Annotated in this window: 20 protein-coding genes; 9 read left to right on the forward strand and 11 right to left on the reverse strand. The window is 46.6% G+C overall.

All coding sequences use genetic code 11. The annotated features are described in order from the left end of the window. Positions 1-153 precede the first annotated feature (153 nt). The 4 genes from AC6CIF_RS05245 to AC6CIF_RS05260 all read right to left on the reverse strand — a co-directional run bounded on the left by AC6CIF_RS05245 (position 154) and on the right by AC6CIF_RS05260 (position 3,817). Positions 154-450 carry a winged helix-turn-helix transcriptional regulator gene (locus AC6CIF_RS05245; protein ID WP_076333333.1) on the reverse strand — a complete coding sequence of 99 codons (297 nt, stop codon included), beginning with the start codon at positions 448-450 and terminating at the stop codon, positions 154-156. A 331-nt stretch (positions 451-781) separates the two neighbouring features. Further along, a complete protein-coding gene (locus AC6CIF_RS05250) occupies positions 782-1,510 on the reverse strand; it encodes a ThuA domain-containing protein (RefSeq protein ID WP_498198363.1) in 729 nt (242 codons plus the stop codon). Positions 1,511-1,534: 24 nt separating this feature from the next. Then, positions 1,535-2,503: a sugar phosphate isomerase/epimerase family protein gene (locus AC6CIF_RS05255; RefSeq protein ID WP_017687548.1), complete on the reverse strand. Its 969-nt coding sequence runs from the start codon at positions 2,501-2,503 to the stop codon at positions 1,535-1,537. Between the two features lie 201 nt (positions 2,504-2,704). Next, complete coding sequence (locus tag AC6CIF_RS05260) at positions 2,705-3,817, reverse strand: Gfo/Idh/MocA family protein (RefSeq protein ID WP_076216963.1); 1,113 nt, start codon at positions 3,815-3,817, stop codon at positions 2,705-2,707. A 190-nt stretch (positions 3,818-4,007) separates the two neighbouring features. On the opposite strand from AC6CIF_RS05260, the gene AC6CIF_RS05265 reads away from it, so the two are divergent. Continuing rightward, the gene (locus AC6CIF_RS05265; protein ID WP_017687546.1) at positions 4,008-4,826 is read left to right on the forward strand and encodes an AraC family transcriptional regulator; all 819 of its coding nucleotides are present in this window, start codon (positions 4,008-4,010) and stop codon (positions 4,824-4,826) included. Between the two features lie 25 nt (positions 4,827-4,851). On the opposite strand, the gene yxiS is transcribed toward AC6CIF_RS05265, so the two are convergent. Together yxiS and AC6CIF_RS05275 are read right to left on the reverse strand one after the other, a co-directional pair. Next, positions 4,852-5,166 (reverse strand): protein YxiS, encoded by a 315-nt coding sequence (gene yxiS / locus AC6CIF_RS05270; RefSeq protein WP_036614451.1) that lies wholly within the window; start codon positions 5,164-5,166, stop codon positions 4,852-4,854. 32 nt (positions 5,167-5,198) lie between these two features. Continuing rightward, positions 5,199-6,137, reverse strand: a complete 939-nt coding sequence (locus tag AC6CIF_RS05275; protein WP_498198365.1) for a Gfo/Idh/MocA family protein — start codon at positions 6,135-6,137, stop codon at positions 5,199-5,201. 199 nt (positions 6,138-6,336) lie between these two features. On the opposite strand from AC6CIF_RS05275, the gene AC6CIF_RS05280 reads away from it, so the two are divergent. Then, entirely contained in the window at positions 6,337-6,948 is a 612-nt protein-coding gene (locus AC6CIF_RS05280) for a TVP38/TMEM64 family protein (RefSeq protein ID WP_221822185.1), read from the forward strand. Between the two features lie 180 nt (positions 6,949-7,128). Then, on the forward strand, positions 7,129-8,091 hold the full coding sequence (gene msrA, locus AC6CIF_RS05285; protein ID WP_036614455.1) for a peptide-methionine (S)-S-oxide reductase MsrA: 963 nt from the start codon (positions 7,129-7,131) through the stop codon (positions 8,089-8,091). 109 nt (positions 8,092-8,200) lie between these two features. Here msrA and AC6CIF_RS05290 read toward each other — a convergent pair whose 3' ends face one another. The 3 genes from AC6CIF_RS05290 to AC6CIF_RS05300 form a co-directional block, all read right to left on the reverse strand. After that, a complete protein-coding gene (locus AC6CIF_RS05290; protein ID WP_498198367.1) occupies positions 8,201-9,436 on the reverse strand; it encodes an MFS transporter in 1,236 nt (411 codons plus the stop codon). 81 nt (positions 9,437-9,517) lie between these two features. Then, positions 9,518-10,126 carry a TetR/AcrR family transcriptional regulator gene (locus AC6CIF_RS05295; protein WP_498198369.1) on the reverse strand — a complete coding sequence of 203 codons (609 nt, stop codon included), beginning with the start codon at positions 10,124-10,126 and terminating at the stop codon, positions 9,518-9,520. A 135-nt stretch (positions 10,127-10,261) separates the two neighbouring features. Continuing rightward, positions 10,262-11,062, reverse strand: coding sequence for a lipid II flippase Amj family protein (locus AC6CIF_RS05300; protein WP_498198371.1), 801 nt, complete (start codon positions 11,060-11,062; stop codon positions 10,262-10,264). A gap of 390 nt (positions 11,063-11,452) precedes the next feature. On the opposite strand from AC6CIF_RS05300, the gene AC6CIF_RS05305 reads away from it, so the two are divergent. Then, the gene (locus AC6CIF_RS05305) at positions 11,453-11,923 is read left to right on the forward strand and encodes a DUF2188 domain-containing protein (protein WP_498198373.1); all 471 of its coding nucleotides are present in this window, start codon (positions 11,453-11,455) and stop codon (positions 11,921-11,923) included. 125 nt (positions 11,924-12,048) lie between these two features. On the opposite strand, the gene AC6CIF_RS05310 is transcribed toward AC6CIF_RS05305, so the two are convergent. Then, a complete protein-coding gene (locus AC6CIF_RS05310; protein ID WP_036614465.1) occupies positions 12,049-12,783 on the reverse strand; it encodes a YitT family protein in 735 nt (244 codons plus the stop codon). Between the two features lie 944 nt (positions 12,784-13,727). Here AC6CIF_RS05310 and AC6CIF_RS05315 point away from each other — a divergent pair. The 4 genes from AC6CIF_RS05315 to cysK all read left to right on the forward strand — a co-directional run bounded on the left by AC6CIF_RS05315 (position 13,728) and on the right by cysK (position 16,964). Next, positions 13,728-14,765, forward strand: coding sequence for a nucleotide-binding protein (locus AC6CIF_RS05315; RefSeq protein ID WP_051447360.1), 1,038 nt, complete (start codon positions 13,728-13,730; stop codon positions 14,763-14,765). Continuing rightward, positions 14,762-14,995 (forward strand): hypothetical protein, encoded by a 234-nt coding sequence (locus tag AC6CIF_RS05320; RefSeq protein ID WP_017687536.1) that lies wholly within the window; start codon positions 14,762-14,764, stop codon positions 14,993-14,995. Before AC6CIF_RS05315 ends, AC6CIF_RS05320 begins: the two co-directional genes overlap by 4 nt. A 466-nt stretch (positions 14,996-15,461) precedes the next feature. Then, a complete protein-coding gene (locus tag AC6CIF_RS05325; RefSeq protein ID WP_498198375.1) occupies positions 15,462-15,845 on the forward strand; it encodes a YhjD family protein in 384 nt (127 codons plus the stop codon). A gap of 162 nt (positions 15,846-16,007) precedes the next feature. Then, positions 16,008-16,964, forward strand: a complete 957-nt coding sequence (cysK, locus tag AC6CIF_RS05330) for a cysteine synthase A (protein ID WP_192134052.1) — start codon at positions 16,008-16,010, stop codon at positions 16,962-16,964. A gap of 489 nt (positions 16,965-17,453) precedes the next feature. Here the strand turns inward: cysK and AC6CIF_RS05335 are convergent, their stop codons facing one another. Continuing rightward, positions 17,454-19,418 carry an ATP-dependent DNA helicase gene (locus AC6CIF_RS05335; RefSeq protein WP_498198377.1) on the reverse strand — a complete coding sequence of 655 codons (1,965 nt, stop codon included), beginning with the start codon at positions 19,416-19,418 and terminating at the stop codon, positions 17,454-17,456. A gap of 209 nt (positions 19,419-19,627) precedes the next feature. Here AC6CIF_RS05335 and AC6CIF_RS05340 point away from each other — a divergent pair, with 209 nt between their 5' ends. Next, a complete protein-coding gene (locus AC6CIF_RS05340) occupies positions 19,628-21,220 on the forward strand; it encodes a catalase (RefSeq protein WP_498198379.1) in 1,593 nt (530 codons plus the stop codon). The last annotated feature ends 402 nt before the right edge of the window (positions 21,221-21,622 follow it).

Genomic DNA, 21,622 nt, shown 5'->3' on the forward strand with positions numbered 1-21,622 from the left:
TTTTCTATAGATTATACTACAACTCATGACAACATGTGCATAGCCCAAGAGAAAAACGCCGATCAACATAATACTTAAGACAAAAACCCCTGATTTCCACGGAAATCAGGAGTCTATGTCATTCATGCAACGAAAGCGGGTGATGCTTATACGTTAGTCAACCCACTTCTCAGCCCAGTCTTGAATTTGATTCATGACAGGCTGGAGCGCTCTACCTTTATCCGTCAGTTCATATTCAATACGAACCGGCGTCTCGGGGTAGACGTGACGAACCAGAATACCTTCACTCTCCAGATCTTTCATCCGTTCGGATAACATCTTATCACTCATGGATGGGATTAGATTGGAGATATCCTTGAATCGCTTCGAACCACTCATCAACGTTTGAATAATTAAACCATTCCAGCGCTTGCCCAAAAAAGAAAACGCCGTCTCAAAACGCGGACACATCCGCAAGTCTTGACCTTCCACATTAATCACCTCTTTAGAGATCACTCAAATCAACTTACATTTTGTTAGTATATTTCATATTAACATATTTAAGCTTCAAAGAAAACGCCTGCAACTAAAAAGTTTAAATTTTAGAAGCATAACATCCAAAATGGATCATACATCCCAGTATACATTACACGCTACGTCGTCACCATGGGAAATATCGTATAACTTCCCCATAGTACTATCTTACCCAAAAAGAACCCAACTGCCACAGTCATCAATGACTCGGAGAAGGGTTCTTTTTGAATAAAACTTATAATTTCCATTACACGATTGAGTTAGTGAATTAAACTAGCACGCCACCAAATGGTCTTACAGGTTCACTCTTGCCATATTCCGGCTTAAAGCTGCGGGTAGGATATGCCCATTTCACAGCGTTGCTGATCACTCTTAATATTTCCGGCTTGTAATAGGTCGGATATGTCTCATGACCTGGTCGGAAATAGAAGATTTTACCTTCACCACGCCGAAACGTACATCCGCTCCGGAATACTTCCCCACCCTGGAAGTTGCTTACAAACACCAGTTCATCCGGCACTGGAATATCGAAGAATTCACCGTACATCTCTTCTTTTTCCAATACAATCTTGCCCTCAATGCCATCCGCAATCGGATGAGATGGGTTAACACACCATACAATTTCCTGCTCGTCAGCTACACGCCATTTCAGATCACAGCTTGTTCCCATCAGCGCTTTGAATGGTTTGGAGAAATGACCTGAATGGAGCACAATCATTCCCATCCCGTTCAGCACTCGCTGCGCAACCTTCTGTGAGATCTCATCGCTTACGCGATCATGTGCCATATGTCCCCACCATATGAGCACATCTGTGGAATTCAGCACTTCATCACTTAATCCGTGTTCAGGCTGATCCAGTGTAGCTGTACGAATAGCAAAGCCTTCGCCGCCAAGTCCGTCAGCCAGTGCTCGATGCAGACCATCCGGGTAGACTTCCCTTACTTCATCGTGAATTTTCTCATGGACAAATTCATTCCAAATGGTGACGTTGATCATATTCAATTTCCCCCTAGTGTAGCTCTAAACCCACCACATATCGCCCAGCGGTTCTTCAATCAAAACTTGCTGGAGATTTTGCACGGCTTTAGAGAATCCTTCTTCAACCGACATCAGACCGTCTTCGTGTTCAATACTTACTACATAATCATATCCGACCAGACGCAAGGCACTCATAATATCTGCCCAAGTCTTGTTATCATGTCCATAACCAACCGAGCGGAACTGCCAAGCCCGATCCAGCATATTGGTATAGTCCTGCATATCCGTTACACCGTGTTTGTTCACGTTTACCGGATCAATCGTTGTATCTTTTGCATGGAAGTGATGGATAGCTCCTTCACGTCCCAAGATGTGAATTGCCTGAACCGGATCAATACCTTGCCACCACATGTGACTTGGGTCCAGATTGGCTCCGATCACTTCACCTGCTGCTTCACGCAGTCTCAGCAAGGTTGCTGGTGTATGAACGGAGAATCCACCGTGCAGCTCCAATCCAACTTTTACGTTACGATCTGCTGCAAATTTACCCCACTCTGTCCAGTAAGGGATCACTTTGTTCTCCCACTGCCACTTCAGAATCTCCTGGAAGTCATTTGGCCATGGTGCAACAGGCCAGTTCGGATATTTGGCATCCTCATGGTCTCCCGGACAACCGGAGAATGTATTCACTACAGGTACTTCCAGCTTCTCAGCCAGTTCTACCGATTTAACAAAATCATCGTGAAATCCTTTGGCAATATCCTTTTGCGGATGTAGCGGGTTACCGTGACAGCTAAGTGCACTGATCGTCAAACCACGTGATTCCACTGCATTTTTGAAGTTTTTCAATGCTGTAGGATTACTTAACAACTCATCTGGCTTACAATGTGCATTGCCTGGATGTCCGCCTGTTCCGATCTCTACTGCTTTTAATCCCTTGGATGCTACATAATCAAGAGCATCCTCCAATTTACGTCCTCCGAATAGTACCAAAAATACGCCGAGTTTCAAGTGCGATTCCTCCCTGGATTAGATATCGTATGATTGCTGAATTCATGAATATTGAACTGTATACAATTACCGTTCAGATCACATGCCTGTTTGATTAGTGTGGAAAATCGAGAGTGTTTCTATCCTGAAATTGAACGTAAGAATACTGGTTATTCTGCATCACTCGTAAGAGCATCAAGCTTGGATCACTTTTTACTCAGACTAGTGTGATTCCACGGTTTCAACCTCAGTTTGAACTGTGTGAGTTACTGCAAAAGAATCATAGCTGCTCTCCAGATGGATGTGCTTGCCTTCAAGTGAAGAACGCTGGAATGAATGCATGGCTTCCAGTACGTGATAAGCAAGCTTGCCACTGGCTTTGTGTTCCCGTCCGGCACGAATGGATTCAACCATTTCCGTTACGCCGATGCCTCGTTCGTTTTGTCCACTTTCGAAGACTGGTTTGACCGTCTCCCAAGTGTCTTGACCGTATCTGCGAACCTTCACTTCCCCGTTAAAATAATTGGGGTCCGGTACACTAAGCGTACCTTCTGTACCATAGATTTCAATACGTGGCAGATCCGAAGCTCCGCGAATATCAAAACTGGTGATCATGGTTGCAATGGCACCCTCTGCAAAATCAATGGTTCCTGCCAAGTGGGTAGGCGTCTCTACTTGCAGTGCTGTGCCTTCCTTCGGCCCAGAGCCAATCTTGCGATCTGCAATCTGTATGCCTGCCGAGGCGCTGATTCTGCGTATCGGTCCAAGCAGCGTAATCAGAGCGGTCAGGTAGTAAGGTCCCATATCAAACATCGGTCCGCCACCTGCGACATAAAAGAACTCCGGATTAGGATGCCAAGCTTCTGGTCCTCCACCCATAAAGAATGAAGTCGCTGCAACCGGCTTGCCAATGAGCCCATCCTCAATGGCTTTACGAGCTGTCTGTATGCCTGAACCAAGGAAGGTATCCGGTGCAGAACCAACATACAATCCCTTTTCCTCAGCCAACTCAACAACCTTGCGACCATCCTCAAGAGAAATTGCCAGCGGCTTCTCGGCATACACATGTTTGCCTGCTTCGAGTGCAGCCAGATCGGTCATGGCATGACTGCCAGGAACCGTAAGGTTCAACACAAGTTCAATTTCGTTATTTTGCAGCAACTCATCTACATTGTAAACGTTTGCGATATTAAATTCATCTGCCCGTTCCTGAGCGCGTTCACGAATCAAATCCGCAACAGCCACGACTTCAATGACCGGGTTGTTTTTGAGATTTTCCAAGTAGATGGCGCTGATGTTACCACACCCGATGATGCCTGCTTTCATTTTCTCCACTGTGACGTTCATCTCCTTACGCATGGTGAAAATCTGCGTTTGAATGGTTGAGATACATATGTTTTGTTGGATGTTTCCTGTTCCTTGAATCTAATACTATGGTATTCCGTTTCAGCTTCAATTAAAATGAATAATATGATTGAAACATGAACTATCTGGTCATAATTTTCAAATTGCAAGGAGTATGCCCATGCCGACAGATCAATCCTGCCAAGTTCTTACAGCAGGCTTTTCATTTCATCGTAAACCCTACGCTATGGTGCAGCCTGAAGGCGTGAAGAACTACCTGTTAAGACTGCAAACAGACGGACGTTGCCGTGCACGCATAGACGGGGACATGTCCCTGGTAGATGCGGGCGATCTGCTTCTTTTTGATCCTGACGAGCCCTATGAGCTGAGAATAGACAATGAAACCAATCCGATGGGAGAACGACTGGTGGAGAGTGGTGACTATCACATCTTCTTCAATGGTTCCTGGGTGGATGAGTGGTGGAAGCGTCACAAACGGCCGACCCGGATCAAAGTCGAACTGACGGAAAGCCTCTTGGTCCTGTTTCGACAGCTCGTACTGGAGCAGCGCCGCATCTCCAATCCTTATCCGGAAATTTCAAGTTATTATATGCGAATTTTATGTCTCGAAGTGGATCGTCTGCTCGCGGAGCATCCAACGATAACCAACACCAATTATGTGGCTTATGAGATCAAGAACTATATTGAAGAAAACGCTTCCTCTTTATTCAAGCTCGATGATGTGGCAACACATATTGGCATCAGTGTCTCACGGGGGGTTCATCTCTTCAAAGAAGCGTTTGGCAAAAGCATCATGCAATACACGCTTGACGTACGGCTCAACATGGCCAGGGAACGGATTATTTTCAGTCCAATGACCCTGGAGCAAGTGTCTGAGTCTTCCGGCTTTAACAACTATACCTATTTCCATCGGGTATTCCGTTCCCGGTTTGGCATGTCCCCGAAGGAATTCCGCGTCATTCACCGGGAACAGATGTAATCATACCAGTATACGTAAGTTGAACTTATTTGCGCGCGGCTATGGCCTCGGATACAACCATCGCCAGATCTTCATTGCCAAACATGGACAACACGCCAAGTACCGTATCATCCGGGATCTCACCGGCTTCCTCCTTGGATACAATCAGCTTCTGCACCTGCTGCAAACGCTCGTTGCTCTGCTGATTCGGGTAGGCTTGCCGGTACATCTCTTCCGGGTCCAAACCATTATTGACACACCACTGGGCAAATACGAGGATCATCATCTCTTCTTCCTGTTTATAGGTTTCTACAACAGCTTCCTCGATCTGTTTATTACGTTCCTTTTCATATTCATCCATGACTTGTATTCCTCCGTATGTGTATTCTGCAATTATTTCCGAATCAATTGTTCCGCCAGTTCATGACTGTCCATTACATGACTTGCACTGATCAGGCAATCATCAGGTGAGTCCAGACAAGCCAGGAAATTATCAACTGCTCCGCTAAAACCTCTGCGTGTTAACACGGTGTCCCAGCTCCCGAACGTTTCTTTGGTTTCCAGACTCCCCTGTTCCATGCAGCTGATCGTGTCCATGTTCACCACTTCAACAGATCGTCCACCACCATGCAATTCGATCTTCTCCAGATCTGCCCCAGCTTCACGCACCATATCGAATCGACCGTAGGCTGTTCTGCCCAGCTTGGCCGTTCCGGTTGCATGCAGCAGTCTGTCCAGATCATTCTTCCGAATCCATTGATGAAGCAACTCCACATTATGATCCGAGTACCACAACATCAGATCCAGCATATGGATGAGATCATCATAGATGGTTTCTGCCGCAGGACGATCCTGTATGCCTGTACGATGTTTGGTCACTGTCAAGGATTCAAAACCTTTTCCACCCTGCATCCATTCTTTCGCTTTTTGGTACATCGGTGCGAATCTGCGGTTGAAGCCTACTGCGAGTAGCAGCCCTTGTGCTTCGGCAAAAGCAGTCATCTCTTCCGACTCCCGAAGCGTATAGGACAACGGCTTGTCTACGTACACGGCTAATCCCTGTTCCAGACATTGCATGACAATGTCAAAGTGCGCTTCCGTTGCTGTATGTACAAACACCGCATCCAGATCCCAGGACAACAGTTCTTTCAGATCCGTTGTTCCCCGTTCTAATCGATACGCCTCCTGAACGGCTTTGACCGGCTCCGGAGATCGGTTCATTATGCCTACAATCTCCACGTTCGGATGAGCTGTTAACAGCGGCAAATATACTTTACGTGCAATATCGCCGAGGCCGATAATTGCAACTCGTTTACGTTGGGTTGTTTCCATGATGATCATTCCACCTTCAGTTCGGTTCTATATTTCCACGTCCTATAGTGTAACCCTTCGGACAGCAACTTGCCAGTGATTGCAGCACACTTCGCACGAATTGTTCAGACAATGGGCGAACGTGGTAAACTTATGAGGAACAGCAGTACAGATCGGGACACGACTAGACCTGCCTGATCTGAAAGGAGCGTTTGGGATTTTGCGAAAATGGTTATGGCTTCTGTTATATGTTTTACTTGCAGGAGTCACGTTTATTTACAGATATGAACTGCTGGCCTGGACCGATCTCCATCAGTCCATTCCGCTGTTACTCGCCATGGCAACATTGTTTGCTCTTGTGCCAGTAATTCCTTATAAGTTTGTTATTATCGCCTTTGGTTACAGTTACGGTACCACCACGGCAGCCTGGATATGCTGGCTTGGCACAACACTTGCAGCCATGCTCGTGTATGGCGGAGCAAGAACCATCTTCAGACATCAGGCGAGATCGTACCTCGAACGTATTCGGGGTCTAAACCGTTTTACCACATGGATGGAAGCACATCCGTTCATGGGTGTCATGTCGATGCGACTGTTGCCGATCGTGCCTCAGATGGCCGTTAATATCTACGCAGGTATAACGTACACGCCATTCTGGGTCTTCATGCTTGCCACGGCCATTGGGAAAATGCCAGCGATTTTTGTATTTGCCTATGCAGGTGCACAAGCTGAAACCTCCATCTGGCTGAGCCTAGCCATCCTTGCCGCATATCTGGTGTTCATGGCCATTGTTCTGCTCTTATTTCGTTTTCGATCACGCAACAAAGTCTGAATTCAGAATTCGCAAACCGTTCAGATTCAGCTTGTTTTCATTCCGGCTTGGTTGGCTTGCCAATTCAGGATATAATAGAAGAGCAAGCCTAATGCTTGTGTAACAAGTTTAATAAAACGGTAGATTGCTGGAGCTCGAACACGAGCGCTAAATCTTCATCAGAAATGGAGTGACTATAGCATGGAACAACATTCAAGTGAGTTAGCAACTTTTGCAGGCGGATGCTTCTGGTGTATGGTATCCCCCTTTGAAGAACTGCCCGGTATTCATAAGATCGTATCGGGTTATACAGGAGGACATACCGAGAATCCAACATATGAAGAGGTCTGCTCGGAGACAACAGGACATGTAGAGGCTGTACAAATTACGTTTGACCCTGCCATCTTCCCTTATAAGAAACTGGTTGAACTGTTCTGGCAGCAGATTGATCCTACGGATACAGGCGGGCAATTCCATGACCGCGGATCTTCCTATCAGACGGCCATCTTCTATCACAGCGAAGAACAGCGCCAGATTGCGGAAGCTTCCAAAGCGGAGCTGGGACAAAGTGGACGTTTTGACAAACCAATCTTCACGCCGATCTTGCCAGCCAAACCGTTCTATGAAGCGGAAGAACATCACCAAAATTATCACCGGAAGAACCCTGCCCATTACAAACGCTACAGCAAAGGTTCTGGACGTGTAGATTTCATCGAACGCAACTGGACCGGTAACGTGGATAAAGACGGGCTGAAAGAGCGTTTGACGCCGCTTCAATATGAAGTTACGCAGAACAGCGCGACCGAGCCTGCATTCCATAACGAATTCTGGGATCACCACGGTGATGGTATCTATGTGGACATCGTATCTGGCGAGCCATTGTTCAGTTCTACCGACAAATACGACTCCGGCTGCGGCTGGCCGAGCTTCACACGTCCATTGCGTGACCACAACGTGAAGGAAAAAACCGATCTCAGCCACTTCATGATTCGTACCGAAGTGAGAAGTCGTGAGGGTGATTCCCATCTGGGTCACCTGTTCAACGATGGTCCTGCCGAAGCAGGTGGAATGCGTTATTGCATCAACTCTGCGGCACTTCGTTTTGTACCCAAAGAAGACTTGCAAAAAGAAGGATACGGTGAGTACGCCGTCCTTTTCCAATAAGTTATAATACAAATACAAAAAGAGCAGTGGGATGATCCAGATCCCGCTGCTTTTTTGTTGTACATTCTTGTTTTCATAGACGAACTATTGTTGCACGAGAATGCATTGATTAGGTTTGGCTCGAAGAAATTTCCGAAGTCAAATGGCTGGCAGGAGCCGTCTGATCATTATGAAATTGAATACGCATCGCTGGAACAATACCCATGATCATCACGGTAACCGAAATTGCGTAGACGATAAAAATGGATGTGCTGTTCATCAGTACACCTGCCATGGAAGATCCAAGAAGCATGCTTCCTATGAATAAAGGTGTGATGGTGCCATTCACTCTCCCGATCAAGTGCTCATCTATCCGGGTGACCAGGTACGTGGAGATGATAACGTTGATAAATGCCAAACTGATGGAGCTCAAGAAGCTGATCAAAAGGGTCAGCCAGAACCAACTGGATAACACTTCTCCCATCGTGGCTACAGCCAGACACAGCACACCTACGATCAGAGTTAGAGTCTGGTTCAGCTTGGCACTTACAGCAGCCGCAATCCCTCCTCCAATCAATAAACCTAATCCGGACGCTCCAGAGAGAAACTGTAATGACGTTGCTTCAAGTCCCAGACGTTCGGTGATCAGAAATATTCCAAGTGGGCTGATGAGACCCGCAGAAAGCCCTATACAGATGAATACCAGACTAAGCATTTTTAACGATTGAGATCGAGCAACATATTGCCAGCCCTCTCTGATATCCGCTAATAATGAGGTATTTGTTTCCCGCTGGGTGGCGTCTTTAGGCAGAAATGTGAGTAGAAGCGCAGAGATGAGGAACAGAATGAGTAATGCGTACATGGATGCCTGAATGCCCATTGCAGTGTATATAAACGTTCCGACGATTGGTCCGAGAATTAAAAACAACGATTGACCACTCTGTGTAATAGCAATTGCAGACTGCAAATGTTCTCCCTTTACATTTCGCCTCACAATCTTGAGAGAGGATGGTTGAGAAAACTGGCTAACGACAGAGGATACAAACGTGGCTACGTATAGAATCTGCCAATACCCGGAAGATAAGACGCCAATAATCATGACAATAGATAACGCACTCAGAATATCCCCCAGTATCATCGTACGTTTGGGATTCCAGCGATCAGCAAGTGCACCGCCAATGATGGAGAAAACAAAAATTGGAGCATATTCAAGTACAGTAATCAGCGAGACAGCTATTGGACTTCCCTGAGTTTGATCCATCACATAATAGAGGATCGCCATATTCCGGATCCATATCGCCAGATTTTGCAGCAGATCAGACCCTGTCACGATTAAAAAAGCTTTATTTCTGAACAATGTATTCATTCTCCATCTCCTCTTTTAAACCGACTGTCCGGTTTATTAATATTTAAAAAGAAAAACTGACGTTACATCAGCTTTTCATGGTTAACGTTGTTGAATGCCTGCTAGCAGACTGGCCATCCCTTTGTGGTAAATACGACGAATATCCGTCAGGTCCTTCTCATAATAGAGTGTAGTCAATCCGCTAAACAGACCGTAGATAATGTGCATTACATCCTGTGGGTCATCCGGTTTTAACTCCCCATCTTCCATCCCTTTAGTAATAATGGACTCATATGTCGCATACGGAATACGGATCAGGGAAAGCATCTCATCAAGCATCTCCTGGCTGACGACCTGACCCGAGACAAACTCGTTAATGGCGTGATTCAGCGGGTTAGCCAAATCATCCACGTAATGGTCAGCAAGTCCGTACAGTTTGTCTATGGCAGTCTTATACCCGGATTCTTTGTCCAGCCAAGCATCCATCCAATCTTCATTGTTAAGCTTGATTAGATACATGAATAACTCTTCTTTGCTTTTGAAATGATAATAGATGCTGCCTTTACTCCGATTGTTAATCGTACATATGTCTTCCATGGAAGTTGCACTATATCCCTTTTGGGCAAACAGTTCTTTGGTATTACGTGCAATGTCTTTCTTTATCTGGGTAACATCTTTTCTTCGTTTAACTTCGATTGGAAAAACCTCCATAAATTAAACCGACTATTCGGTCTAATAGTATCACAGCACAAATACTCCGTCAATTCAATTTGCACAGGCACCCTCTCATTTGCTGTTTCAAAAGATGTACAAGAGAGTGCCTGGCTAAAATTCAGGAAAGAGTCGTCACATCATACTTACAATCCAACCGATCCAATACGCAAATGGAATTAATAACAACTGTGCCAACAGTGTACCGAATAGACGGGACACGAGCATGCAACCATAAATCTGATTCATGCGATCCAAACCGATCTCGCCACGTAATGATCGGTCACTGAGCAGGGAAATCCGCGGATCAATCAGGATGGTTAACAAAATAGTCGCTATTCCGTTAATCAGCCCTGTTGATTGGGATGCAGCTACAGCCTGCCCTGGGTAAAGATAAGCTGCGTATAAGCTGGACAGGACACCTGTGGTATAGATTGCGGTTACTGCTACATTCAGCATCATTAACCGTCTTGGCATTCCATGTTGTACCAATCGTTTGGCCATCTTCCAGGATGGCGGGGTGAAGTAATACGTTGCATTTCTAATCTTGCTTCGCTTCAGCATACCGCGAACCATCGCAGGGATGGAACCGGCTGCTTCAAAATGTACAACCATTCTTGATGAGAGCTTCACCATGGTTGGGAAACACAATATGGCTAATGCCGTTCCAATTGTTGCCGCACCCATTAACCAGTGCAGCTGCGCCGCAAAGTGTGGATTGGCTCCACGTGTTGCAGTATCCACCAGATTACCTACCATCGGACCTTGGGCCATATTCGAGGTTCTAGAAACCAGCAGCAAGATACCCGCCAAAGAAATGGCTAGCGCAATTCTGCGAGTGCGTAAACCACCAAGACGCAGCGCATATGACAAGCTGTCTGCGGCATGAATCAGCATGGTGAATAGCATAGGGATTGCCAGGCTAAGACTAAACATATATATGTACTCCTTTATCTTCCTTTTGTTGAACTTATTTCTTTCATGGACAGCATTATACTCCTCTGGCTTGCAAAAGTATAGGATCGAGATCCTTTTATATAAGTTGAAATAAAGAATGTTTACACTGGACACTCCGATGACAGAACAACCTTCCGATCGCTGTTATCCCCAGATTTTTTGATTCCTTTTAGAAAGGGGTAAATCCGGGGATAAAGGCGAACACTTCGTTTCTTCAGGTTTTTTCTGTCCTCTCCGTTTCGTGTAAATGTTTATTTCAATTTATATAGATCATCGGTAAATGCACTTACGACCTCGGCTGTTCATCGTTTATCCCTCCCCTCAAAGGGTAATATACAACTAATCCATTATTGTACAGGAGGGGTTCATATGCCTTGGAACAAACAGGATTATCCGGTATCCATGAAGAATCTGGAACCACGTGTCAGACATAAAGCAATTGAGATTGCCAATGCTCTGCTCGATGACGGGTATGAGGAAGGACGCTCGATTGCCATAGCGACAGCTAAGGCGGAAGAATGGGATGAAAATCATCCCGCACCGGAAAGTTCGAAATCGGACTCCACATCTTCTTCCGATAATTCCAACCCTAAAAAGTCGTCTTCCACGGATCGTCGTCATTCCGAGCCCGTTTCTTCGTCAAAAAGTCATGACAACATCCATGTCGTGCCTACTGACTCCGGCTGGGCGATCAAGGAAGAAGGAAAGTCTAGCTATCTGTCCACATTTGATACTAAGGCAGAAGCTGTAAATAAGGCCAAAGAACTGAGTAGCAAACAAAATATTCGAGCGATTATCCATAATCAGGATGGTCAGATTGCTTCTTCGATCAAACCCTGAATGAATCGGAAAACAACAAAATCCCTTTTGCTGCTGAAGAGCAGTCAAAAGGGATTTTGTATGAACTTTAACTATCAAGACCTGAATATGATGCATACAGGTTATCGTTGTTCTGAAACGTATGGTTAATTGGATACACCTCTAGCCACCGTAGTCCGTTGTGAAATAGCAGCAGCGTTAACTGCCTTGGCTGCAGCCGATGGCATCGGCAATTTCACAGCCGAAGTTGTAACCACGGTTCCGCGAGCCGGAACACTAACGACGTACGTGATGACTTTGCTGGCAATCCATACGGCCAGAATCGTATATAAAGTTTCTTTTACCGGAAGAAAGAAAAGCGACAATCCCAATACAAAAGCATCGCTGACAAAGAAAACTGTTCCCAGCTTCCATCCCTTCCAGCGGCTAACCAGCACGGCGAGAATATCGTCTCCACCTGTCGCTCCACCGAATCGAAGCACGATCCCAGCGCCTACCCCTGTCAATATACCGGATAGAACTGCCGGAATCCACAGATTTCCGTTAAACGACAATACCAGTGTGGAGTATCGTTCAAAGCCGTCATAGAATAGGGAAAATGCACCGACGCCAAGCAATGCCTGAATCATGAATTTCCAGCCTTTGAGGAACCAAGCCAGGATCATGACCGGAATGTCCAGTAACAACATACCGATAGCAGGTGATAAGCCTGTTGCGTATTTTCCGAGCAGGGCCAGACCAACAAATCCGCCCTCCGATAAATGATTCTGAAAGTTAATGTGATAATAAGCAAAAGCTAAAATAAATGTACCGAGTAGCATAATGGCGAATTTGATCGCCTCTGTTTTAACGTGTTGTAAGGTTAACGATGTTCTCTTCATTCAGGTTCCCTCGCAGTTTGTAGGTTGGTTTTTTAGACCGACCGTACCCTGCAAAAGGTAAGCCTGGAAGAAATCATCGTGTACGTCCTTCGAATATTCATTCCAATCCCCTCTTTCGCAGAGTCAGCCGTTTTTTTGAACCGGTTGGTGTACTCTACAAGGGGCGCTATGTGTATGAGAGATCGTAACGTTTCCAGATCGTCCTTGGGGAGATTGTCCTTCGGGAACTCATGGTATCCTGATCCTTTCTGTTCTGTTGTGGTTAGCTGTGCTCAGTTAAACTGAAAAATAACTACAATGCATAAGCTTGAACATTTAATTGTACACTTGGATTACAGTACCCTCTTTTGATCGCGGTTATCCCCGGATTTTTGGAATTCCATTTTCCCTCTGGGGAAAATCCGGTGATCGCTTATGCTTCCGAAGCTGCTTTCATTCAAAAAAGCTTTCAGGCGAACGCTTCGCTTCTACAGATGGGTTCTGCACTCTTCGTTCCTGTGTAAATTGTAAATCCAACTTACAGCAGTTGCAAGTTCATTCAGTTTAAACACCAAAGCTAACTTGCTTGTTCTTCTATTATATAACACCAACGTGACCGGGTCTAAACAGCAGACCCCTCAAAAACAGGCATAAAGCAGCCTTTGGACTGCTCCAGCAGTCATACGGCAACACCAGGATAAGCAATGCTTGCTAATGGTGCAACCTGCTCCTTTATTCTATGACCAAAGCTTCCAAAAATAACTGTCAGTCACCCAACTGTGACAAATTGGGGCCTTTTTTTATTTTCTTGCGCTTTTTAAAGGAATCATTTGCCTTTCACACATACACTATAGCAAACGTAATCGGCTTATTCTTTGTCCAGTTCAGACGTTTCCAGACTTACTCTGCTGTTTATGGTATAATATAACAATTGAATCCCACTACCGTTTAAGCGAGGCGGATTGATGAAAACGTTAAAGCCAAGAGTCTTTATTGGCTGCTCGCTGGAAGCGAAGCCGATTGCAGCCGCAGTACACGAAAACTTACGTTTTTCAGCCGAAGTTACCCCTTGGTATTCCGGGGTTTTTAATCCAAGCAGCTATACCATGGACGATCTGGAAGTAGAGGTCCGTACGACTGACTTTGCCATTTTTATTTTTCATCCGGATGATATATCCAAAATTCGCGGGAAGTACTACGCGTCAGTCCGGGATAATACAATGCTGGAAATGGGTCTGTTTATGGGTCGTCTGGGACGAAAACGTATTTTTTTCATTCTTCCTGAGGATATTACAGACATCAAGGACACAACCAAGGTTGAAGGATTGCGTATGCCCACAGATCTGCTGGGATTAAATCCACTCGTATATGAAATCCGTTCTGACGGAAAGTGGGCACCAGCCGTGTCCGTGGCATGTTCCAAAATCGCAGACAGTATTGAGGAACAAGGACGCTGGAGTGATCCAGAATTGGAGAACATCATTGAGAAGCATAAACGCACTGAGGGAGAAGCGAGGTTACAACTGCTTAAGTTGCTGCGGTTCTTTAGGGAATTGCTGCGTACCCGCAAAGCAGATGCCAAGATGCTGGAGCGAATGAGCGATGCCCTGCGTACTGCCTTTGTCTCTCATCCTCCATTCGCTGTACGTGGCACAGCCATATACCGTACAGATGACAGTGGTTATATTGAGCAATTATGTGGTAATGTTGGAGAACCGGGGAGAAAGTATGACTTGTCCGCTAACGACGACAAACAACCGGATGATCCCAAGCGCATCCTGGTGATTGATTCTTACCGGGAGAATAAAATCAAGATTAACCTGTATGATGATTACCTTGAGAAAGAGTATCTGCTATGCTATCCTGTAGCCAAGAGGTATGTAATCACCGTTCACATTATTGGACATATTGAAGCGGATGAGGCGGTATTTCAGCAGATTGACCTACAGAATCGTCAACTGTTCAACGCCATCAACGATTTGTTAGGAGGCGAACCGGAATGAAACCGGAAACGAAAAAAATAAGCAAGCGCTGGGGCAGCGAAAAAAAGGTACGCCTCAGTTCTGCGCCCGAATCATCACGACCGGTTCCGGAACCCAAGGAAGAAGATCGTTTCCACAAGCCGGCCGTACCGCTAACTACCATTGGGCCCTCCCTGAAGGGCAAGGAAAGACCTTATAAGGTCATCCTTGAAAAAGAGGCGTTCTACGAAAAGCCTCAATATCTTGCTTAATTTCTGAACACATCATCAAACCTGCCGCTGAATCGGCAGTATTCCATAGGCCCCGCCGCCCAAGGCAGGGGCTTTTTTGTTGCTCATTTTCGTCCAATTAAAACTGCTTCTACTCGTTGACCTGGTGCCATCATGTTAAGCAAGACAGCCTTGAATCATGATCGCAATTCATTGCAGTAATTCATTGCTTGTAATTACTTCTGTAGCAGACTGCATTGCATAAGGCTTATTTGGTTTATGGCCTTAGGTTTCCTGCAAAACCCATAAATTATACCTTATTTTGGAGCAGGCTTGTCCCTAAATCCCTAGCCTCATTCACGATCTGTATCTTTAGGAAAATGCGGTAAAGTTTGCTTCCAATATTTCTCGGTTGTATTGTGTATCTCCATTACATATATTGATTATAATATAGGAACACATGTTCTGTAAATATAAAATTCCAATTAAAGGTTAAGGAAGTGAACATATGACATCCTCAACTTCCGCCCCATCCCCTTCGGATGAAGACCATCGTCTGATTAAAGGTCTGGTTGTGCGCACGCTATTGCTGGATGTACTTGAACGAGATATTCGCACACTGGATACGCTGCTGCTGAAGATGCCCGAAGTCTACATTCTGTCGCTGACCCGCATTCAGAACAATGTGCTCAAGGAGATGTTGGCCCTTCGTAAACAGATGAGAACCCGCGGTGTCAAAGTACTGGAAGAGAAACGGGAAGCCGAGGGAATCGAAACTCTGTATATGTGCAGAGGGTATTGGCAACGGTTCTATATGCTGTGGACATTTGCACGCAATGAAGTCAAAAAAGAACTCAGTCGGCATCTGCAGATGGACTTGGCGCAGACTTGATACAACTCTAACAATATTGAACCCATCCCCTGCAAAACAAGTTGACCACGGAAGGTTACGTTCATTAAGATGGAGAAGAGATATCCAACCATTCCAATAAGGCATGAATTGATTTCAACCGGATATACTCTCAACGTCTTATCAATCAAGGAGCTGTACTTCATGGATTTGAATACACATTCGATTAAACAAACACCCGCACATACAGGCATTGCCGCAGATGTAACCGAACTGATCGGCCAGACACCTGCCGTTAAACTGAACCGACTCACAGGCAGCGACTCCGCTGATGTATACGTGAAACTGGAATACTTCAACCCAAGTGGCAGCGTCAAAGACCGTGCCGCCTACAACCTGATCGTTCAGGCTGAACTTGCGGGACACTTGCTCCCTGGTGCTACCATTATCGAACCAACCAGTGGCAATACCGGGATTGGTCTTGCGATGAATGCCGCCGCCAAAGGATATAAAGCCATTCTGATCATGCCGGACAATATGTCCAAGGAGCGCATCAACATTCTGAAAGCCTATGGCGCAGATGTGGTGCTCACCCCTGCTGCGGAGCGGATGCCTGGTGCGATTCGCAAAGCGAAAGAGCTTCAGGCAGACATTCCAGGAAGTTTCATTCCGCAGCAATTCGAGAATCAGGCGAACCCGGACATTCACCGGATCACGACGGCTCCCGAGATTATGCAGCAGATGGAAGGCAGGCTGGATGCTTTCATCGCTACGGCGGGAACCGGCGGAACCATTACCGGGACAGGAGAAGAACTGCGAAAGCAGTTACCTGACATCCGCATCTATGCGGTGGAGCCCAAAGGTTCTCCGGTGTTGTCCGGTGGCGAGCCCGGACCACACAAGCTCGTCGGTACAAGTCCGGGGTTCATTCCGGACATCCTGAATACCGACGTGTGGGATGCCATCATCCAGGTGTCCGATGAGGACGCACTGGATACGATGCGGCAGCTTGCTGCCCGGGAAGGGCTGTTGCTCGGCCCTTCCTCTGGGGCTTCGGTGTGGGCCTCCCTTCGCATCGCGAAGGAACTGGGGCCGGGGCACCGAGTGCTCTGCATTGCGCCGGATACCGGGGAACGGTATCTGAGCATGGGTATTTTTTAACACAGCATAAATCTGTACACATCAAAAAGGGGCTTCCATGTCCCATAAGTCATGAGCATGACAGAGGCCCTCCCTTATTAGCGCTCATTGGTCATTGGTTCTAATGAATCTGACACACGCTATTCGCTCCTATTTGCGCAGGTCTGACGTGTAAAGAATCCCAGCGACGTTACTTCTCCAAATTCGGTCGATTTCCAAGTTGAAAAGCCATTTTCGGCGGGATAACGTTACTGAGATACGTTAGAATTTACATCACTTAATTATCACCCTAATAAGGTGCGGTAGGTTCGTTAGAATGTTGGAGCGATAGATAGCGAGGAGCAAGGGAAAATCCCTCGAAAAAAAGGGAAGAGAAGTACATTGAAGAAATCATCAAAATAAAAAAATAAGCTCTTGTTCACATACGAATGGTGAATCCGCAGAAAACAAGAACTTATTTGGGCAAGAAGCCTTATCATCAAAAATAAAAAAACATTTAACCTAAGCTAATTAGTGTGTCAGGGTTGTCCATTCCACACCTTCAGGAAGCAGGGCCGCAATGCGGTCTTTGGCTTCCTTTTTGGTATACAGTGATTCATCGAGAATGACCGCGGAACCGGAATCCGTGCTTGTCCGAATCAGACGTCCGAGACCTTGCTTCACACGCAAGAGCATATACGGAAGATCGATCTCTTCGTATGGTGCTGCCGACGCACTGCGTTTTGCATTGAAGACAGGGTCCTGTGGTGGATACGGAAGCGACCAGATCATGACATTGGATAATGACGGACCTGGGACGTCCAGTCCTTCCCACAGATTAACGGAGCACAGTACACTTTCCTCATCCTGCTGGAACGCAGCGATCAGATCACTGATCTCCCGGTCGCCCTCATACATAAAGCGCAAACCTTCTGCTTCAGGTACATGAACGATGTCCTGCTTGAACGCGCGTAGCTCTTCCATCGTACGGAACAGAATCAGCGCACGTCCTCCACTCTCCTGAAGTAACGACACCGCATCACGCATGCGATTTTCATTCTCAGGGTGGCCCGGTACAGCTTCACCGGTAATCTTCATCTTCATTTTGTCCGCATAATCATACGGGGAAGCCACCGAGAATGATACAAAATCATCAATGCCCAGGCTGTCCGCCACATATCGGAATGAACTGTCCACAGATAACGTGGCGGAGGAGAACACGATTGGAATACCTGTGTTGAACACACGCTCGTTCAGCATTTCCTTCACGGTGCGCGGCATGATCGATAAGGTCGTCTCATCCTCGCTCTCTTCCGCCCAACAGATGTAACCATCTTCCTTGCGGAACAAAGCAAGTGCAGACTGAATCATGTCCAGATGTTCTTCCACGACACGCATCTGATAACCATCCAGCGAGAACAATCCGCTCTCAAATACCAGTTCTTCACCGATCGCATCCAGCACACTCGTCAGACGTTCAATCTCACGCAGAAGCGGTGCTTCTACCCGCACTTCTTTCCGTTCCGACCCCGGAATCGCCACCGTGTAGGTATCCAGCAACGCAAACAGTCGCTCACTGCTCTCAATCGCTTCATCCACACACTCCGCGAGGGATTCACGAATCTCTCCTTCTAACAGACGGGTTACGAGTTCCTCGAAAATACGGTGTTTCAGTTTGTAGCTTAATGCGTTCAGGGCTGCTTCTTCCAGCAAATGTCCTTCATCAAATACAACCGAGCTGTGGTCAGGCAACAGTGGCAATTGTCCCTCGCGTTTGCGCGCATCATAGGTCCACACATGCTCCATGTAATAATCATGGGAACAGATGATGATGTCTTTGGAACGACGGTAATGGTCACGCGACAGCGTGAGGCCGCAGCGTTGTCTTTTTGGACAAACAAAACAATCCTGGAACGGGTCCCAGTTGATTTTGTTCCACTGACGATCATTCAGATGTGGATACTGTTTGCGGTCACCATATGGATGGAAGGCCTGAAGTGTACCCGGCGTGTTCACAAAATCCGGCAGACTCTCATGCACTTCTTCAATAACAGGCGCATCTTCATCCGCAAATCGCATCGCACTTAATTTGTTCAAGCAAACGTATTGGTCCGGTGATTTGCCCAGACGTGCGTCCACTTCCAAGTCCAGATGTGCAGCCAGCTTCGCAATATCTCCGCCGGGCTTCACAAGCTGTTCAATCAAAGACTCATCGGCACAGGCGATCACCGCCGGTTTGCCCGTATAACGTGCATAACAGACCGCGTAGAGCAGATAGACTAACGTCTTGCCTGTTCCGACACCGGCCTCAGCCATAATGGTCTTTTTATCTCCATAGGCCCGTTCGAGCTGGTACGCCATAAAAATCTGTTCATCCCGTACCTCGAAGCCGAACTCTGGCAAAATATCGTAAAAAACATCGGCAACCCATTCTCCCAGACGGGATACAAAAGGTTCAGCCGGATCATATGCAAAAGGATAACGTTGTGTAGACAATCCTAGGTCAGCCTCCATTCTTAGACAAAGCGGTCCAATTTCAATTTTCCGTTCCAAAAAGGCCGCTGGGCAAAAGTTAATTATCTCACGCGATGAAGCGGGTGACAAGCTTTTTTTACGAGATTATTTGCGAGGTTTAATGTATAGAACCAATTTTCAGGGAAAATATATACAGGAATCCACTTTAAGGAAAGGCGGTGCTCCACTCCATGAATCATCAGTCTTCACAACCAGAGCATTCCTCAGACAAATCAGCTGAGACATTAACGGATCGACAAGGGCATCCCATTACGGACAATCAGAATGTACGAACCGTTGGCAGCCGCGGACCGACTACGCTGGAGAACTATCATTTTCTCGAAAAGATTACTCACTTCGACCGTGAACGTATTCCAGAACGGGTGGTTCATGCCCGCGGCGCTGGCGCTCATGGCATATTTGAAGCGTATGGAACGGCCGGGGATGAACCGGTGTCGAAGTACACACGTGCACGCCTATTTCAGGAAAAAGGCAAACAAACGCCCGTTTTCGTTCGCTTCTCTACCGTTATACATGGCGGACATTCACCGGAGACCCTGCGGGATCCGCGCGGATTTGCTGTAAAATTCTATACCGAAGATGGCAACTGGGATCTGGTGGGTAATAATCTGAAAATCTTTTTCATTCGTGACCCGCTTAAATTCCCGGATATGGTACACGCCTTCAAGCCAGACCCGTTGACCAATGCACAGGATATGGAGCGGTTTTTCGATTTTGTCTCGCTGAGCCCTGAAGCTACCCATATGGTGACATTCCTCTTCTCTCCATGGGGCATTCCAGCGAATTATCGGCAGATGCAAGGGTCGGGTGTTAATACATACAAATGGGTCAATCAGGAAGGCACGGGCGTACTCATCAAATACCACTGGGAACCGCTCAATCAAGGGATACGCAACCTGCTGCAAAAAGACGCGAGCGAGATTCAGGGACAGAATTTCAATCATGCGACATTGGACCTGTATCACGCTATTGAAAAAGGGGAGTATCCCGAATGGGAGCTGTGCGTTCAAGTGATGGAGGACGGCGAGCATCCAGAGTTGGATTTCGACCCGCTGGACCCGACCAAGCTATGGCCGCAGGAGCAGTTTCCTTTTCTACCTGTGGGCAAAATGACGCTGAATCGCAATCCCGAGGATTATTTCAATGAAGTGGAGCAAGCAGCGTTTGGCACAGGCGTATTGGTGGACGGGCTGGATTTCTCAGATGACAAACTGTTGCAAGGACGGACCTTCTCCTATTCGGATACCCAGCGTCACCGGGTGGGTGCGAACTATCTGCAACTGCCTGTGAATGCGCCGAAGAACCGTGTTGCGACCAATCAAAGCGGCGGGCAGATGCAGTATCAAGTGGATCGTGCGCCGGGTCAGAATCCACATGTAAATTACGAGCCTTCGTCGCTGGGTGGCTTAAAAGAAGCAACCCCTCGTGGCAAGGATCATGAACCACTGGTGGAAGGCCGACTTGTGCGCGAGAAGATTGAGCGAACCAATGACTTTGGACAAGCGGGGGATACGTATCGGGCATTCGAGGATTGGGAGCGGGATGAGCTGATCAGCAATATGGTTGGCGCATTGGCGCAATGCAAACCGGATATCCGGGAGCGCATGATCTCTTACTTCACCCAAGCGGATGCGGATTACGGTCGGCGCGTCTCTGAAGGGTTAGCCTCTGTTCCAACCGATGATAGTGCAACGGTCCAACCGAAACATGAACCAAGTGTCGAGCAAGCAGAGAAACGCAGTCGTGAGACGGACGGTTATTAAGGTAGATTGACAGCGTTTAGACTGATGATTGATGAGTCTGACAACGTTAGTACATGTGAGTATTTTGGATATGCAGATTACGTTCTGAATTAAACATAGCCCTGATCGTCAAGTTGCCCGTTGCAGCTGCTATCAGGGCTTTTTCATGACTAGCTGGAGTGTAATCTCCACTTCAGGATGCATGTAGCTATGTATTTTAAATTAAAAGAAGTTCATATGAGTGGATCGAAGGTAAGACTTGTGCTCGTGGGATGGAAAAGTGTACTTCTATACGTTCATTTCAGATGATTCTTCGTTAAATGAGAGCTATCACCCAATGGAAAGATTACATAATTCACGTGATATTACAAGCATTGGAAGCTTGCAGGCCTGACCTGCCTGCATGTACCTCCATCTGATCAG

It is taken from the genome of Paenibacillus sp. GQ49 (assembly GCF_059759055.1).

Coding starts and splice junctions, on each gene's coding strand:
- AC6CIF_RS05245 (WP_076333333.1), bottom strand. CDS start 450: ATGTGTCCGCGTTTTGAGACGGCGTTTTCTTTTTTGGGCAAGCGCTGG.
- AC6CIF_RS05250 (WP_498198363.1), bottom strand. CDS start 1,510: ATGATCAACGTCACCATTTGGAATGAATTTGTCCATGAGAAAATTCAC.
- AC6CIF_RS05265 (WP_017687546.1), top strand. CDS start 4,008: ATGCCGACAGATCAATCCTGCCAAGTTCTTACAGCAGGCTTTTCATTT.
- yxiS (WP_036614451.1), bottom strand. CDS start 5,166: ATGGATGAATATGAAAAGGAACGTAATAAACAGATCGAGGAAGCTGTT.
- AC6CIF_RS05275 (WP_498198365.1), bottom strand. CDS start 6,137: ATGGAAACAACCCAACGTAAACGAGTTGCAATTATCGGCCTCGGCGAT.
- msrA (WP_036614455.1), top strand. CDS start 7,129: ATGGAACAACATTCAAGTGAGTTAGCAACTTTTGCAGGCGGATGCTTC.
- AC6CIF_RS05290 (WP_498198367.1), bottom strand. CDS start 9,436: ATGAATACATTGTTCAGAAATAAAGCTTTTTTAATCGTGACAGGGTCT.
- AC6CIF_RS05295 (WP_498198369.1), bottom strand. CDS start 10,126: ATGGAGGTTTTTCCAATCGAAGTTAAACGAAGAAAAGATGTTACCCAG.
- AC6CIF_RS05300 (WP_498198371.1), bottom strand. CDS start 11,062: ATGTTTAGTCTTAGCCTGGCAATCCCTATGCTATTCACCATGCTGATT.
- AC6CIF_RS05305 (WP_498198373.1), top strand. CDS start 11,453: ATGCCTTGGAACAAACAGGATTATCCGGTATCCATGAAGAATCTGGAA.
- AC6CIF_RS05310 (WP_036614465.1), bottom strand. CDS start 12,783: ATGAAGAGAACATCGTTAACCTTACAACACGTTAAAACAGAGGCGATC.
- AC6CIF_RS05315 (WP_051447360.1), top strand. CDS start 13,728: ATGAAAACGTTAAAGCCAAGAGTCTTTATTGGCTGCTCGCTGGAAGCG.
- AC6CIF_RS05320 (WP_017687536.1), top strand. CDS start 14,762: ATGAAACCGGAAACGAAAAAAATAAGCAAGCGCTGGGGCAGCGAAAAA.
- AC6CIF_RS05325 (WP_498198375.1), top strand. CDS start 15,462: ATGACATCCTCAACTTCCGCCCCATCCCCTTCGGATGAAGACCATCGT.
- cysK (WP_192134052.1), top strand. CDS start 16,008: ATGGATTTGAATACACATTCGATTAAACAAACACCCGCACATACAGGC.
- AC6CIF_RS05340 (WP_498198379.1), top strand. CDS start 19,628: ATGAATCATCAGTCTTCACAACCAGAGCATTCCTCAGACAAATCAGCT.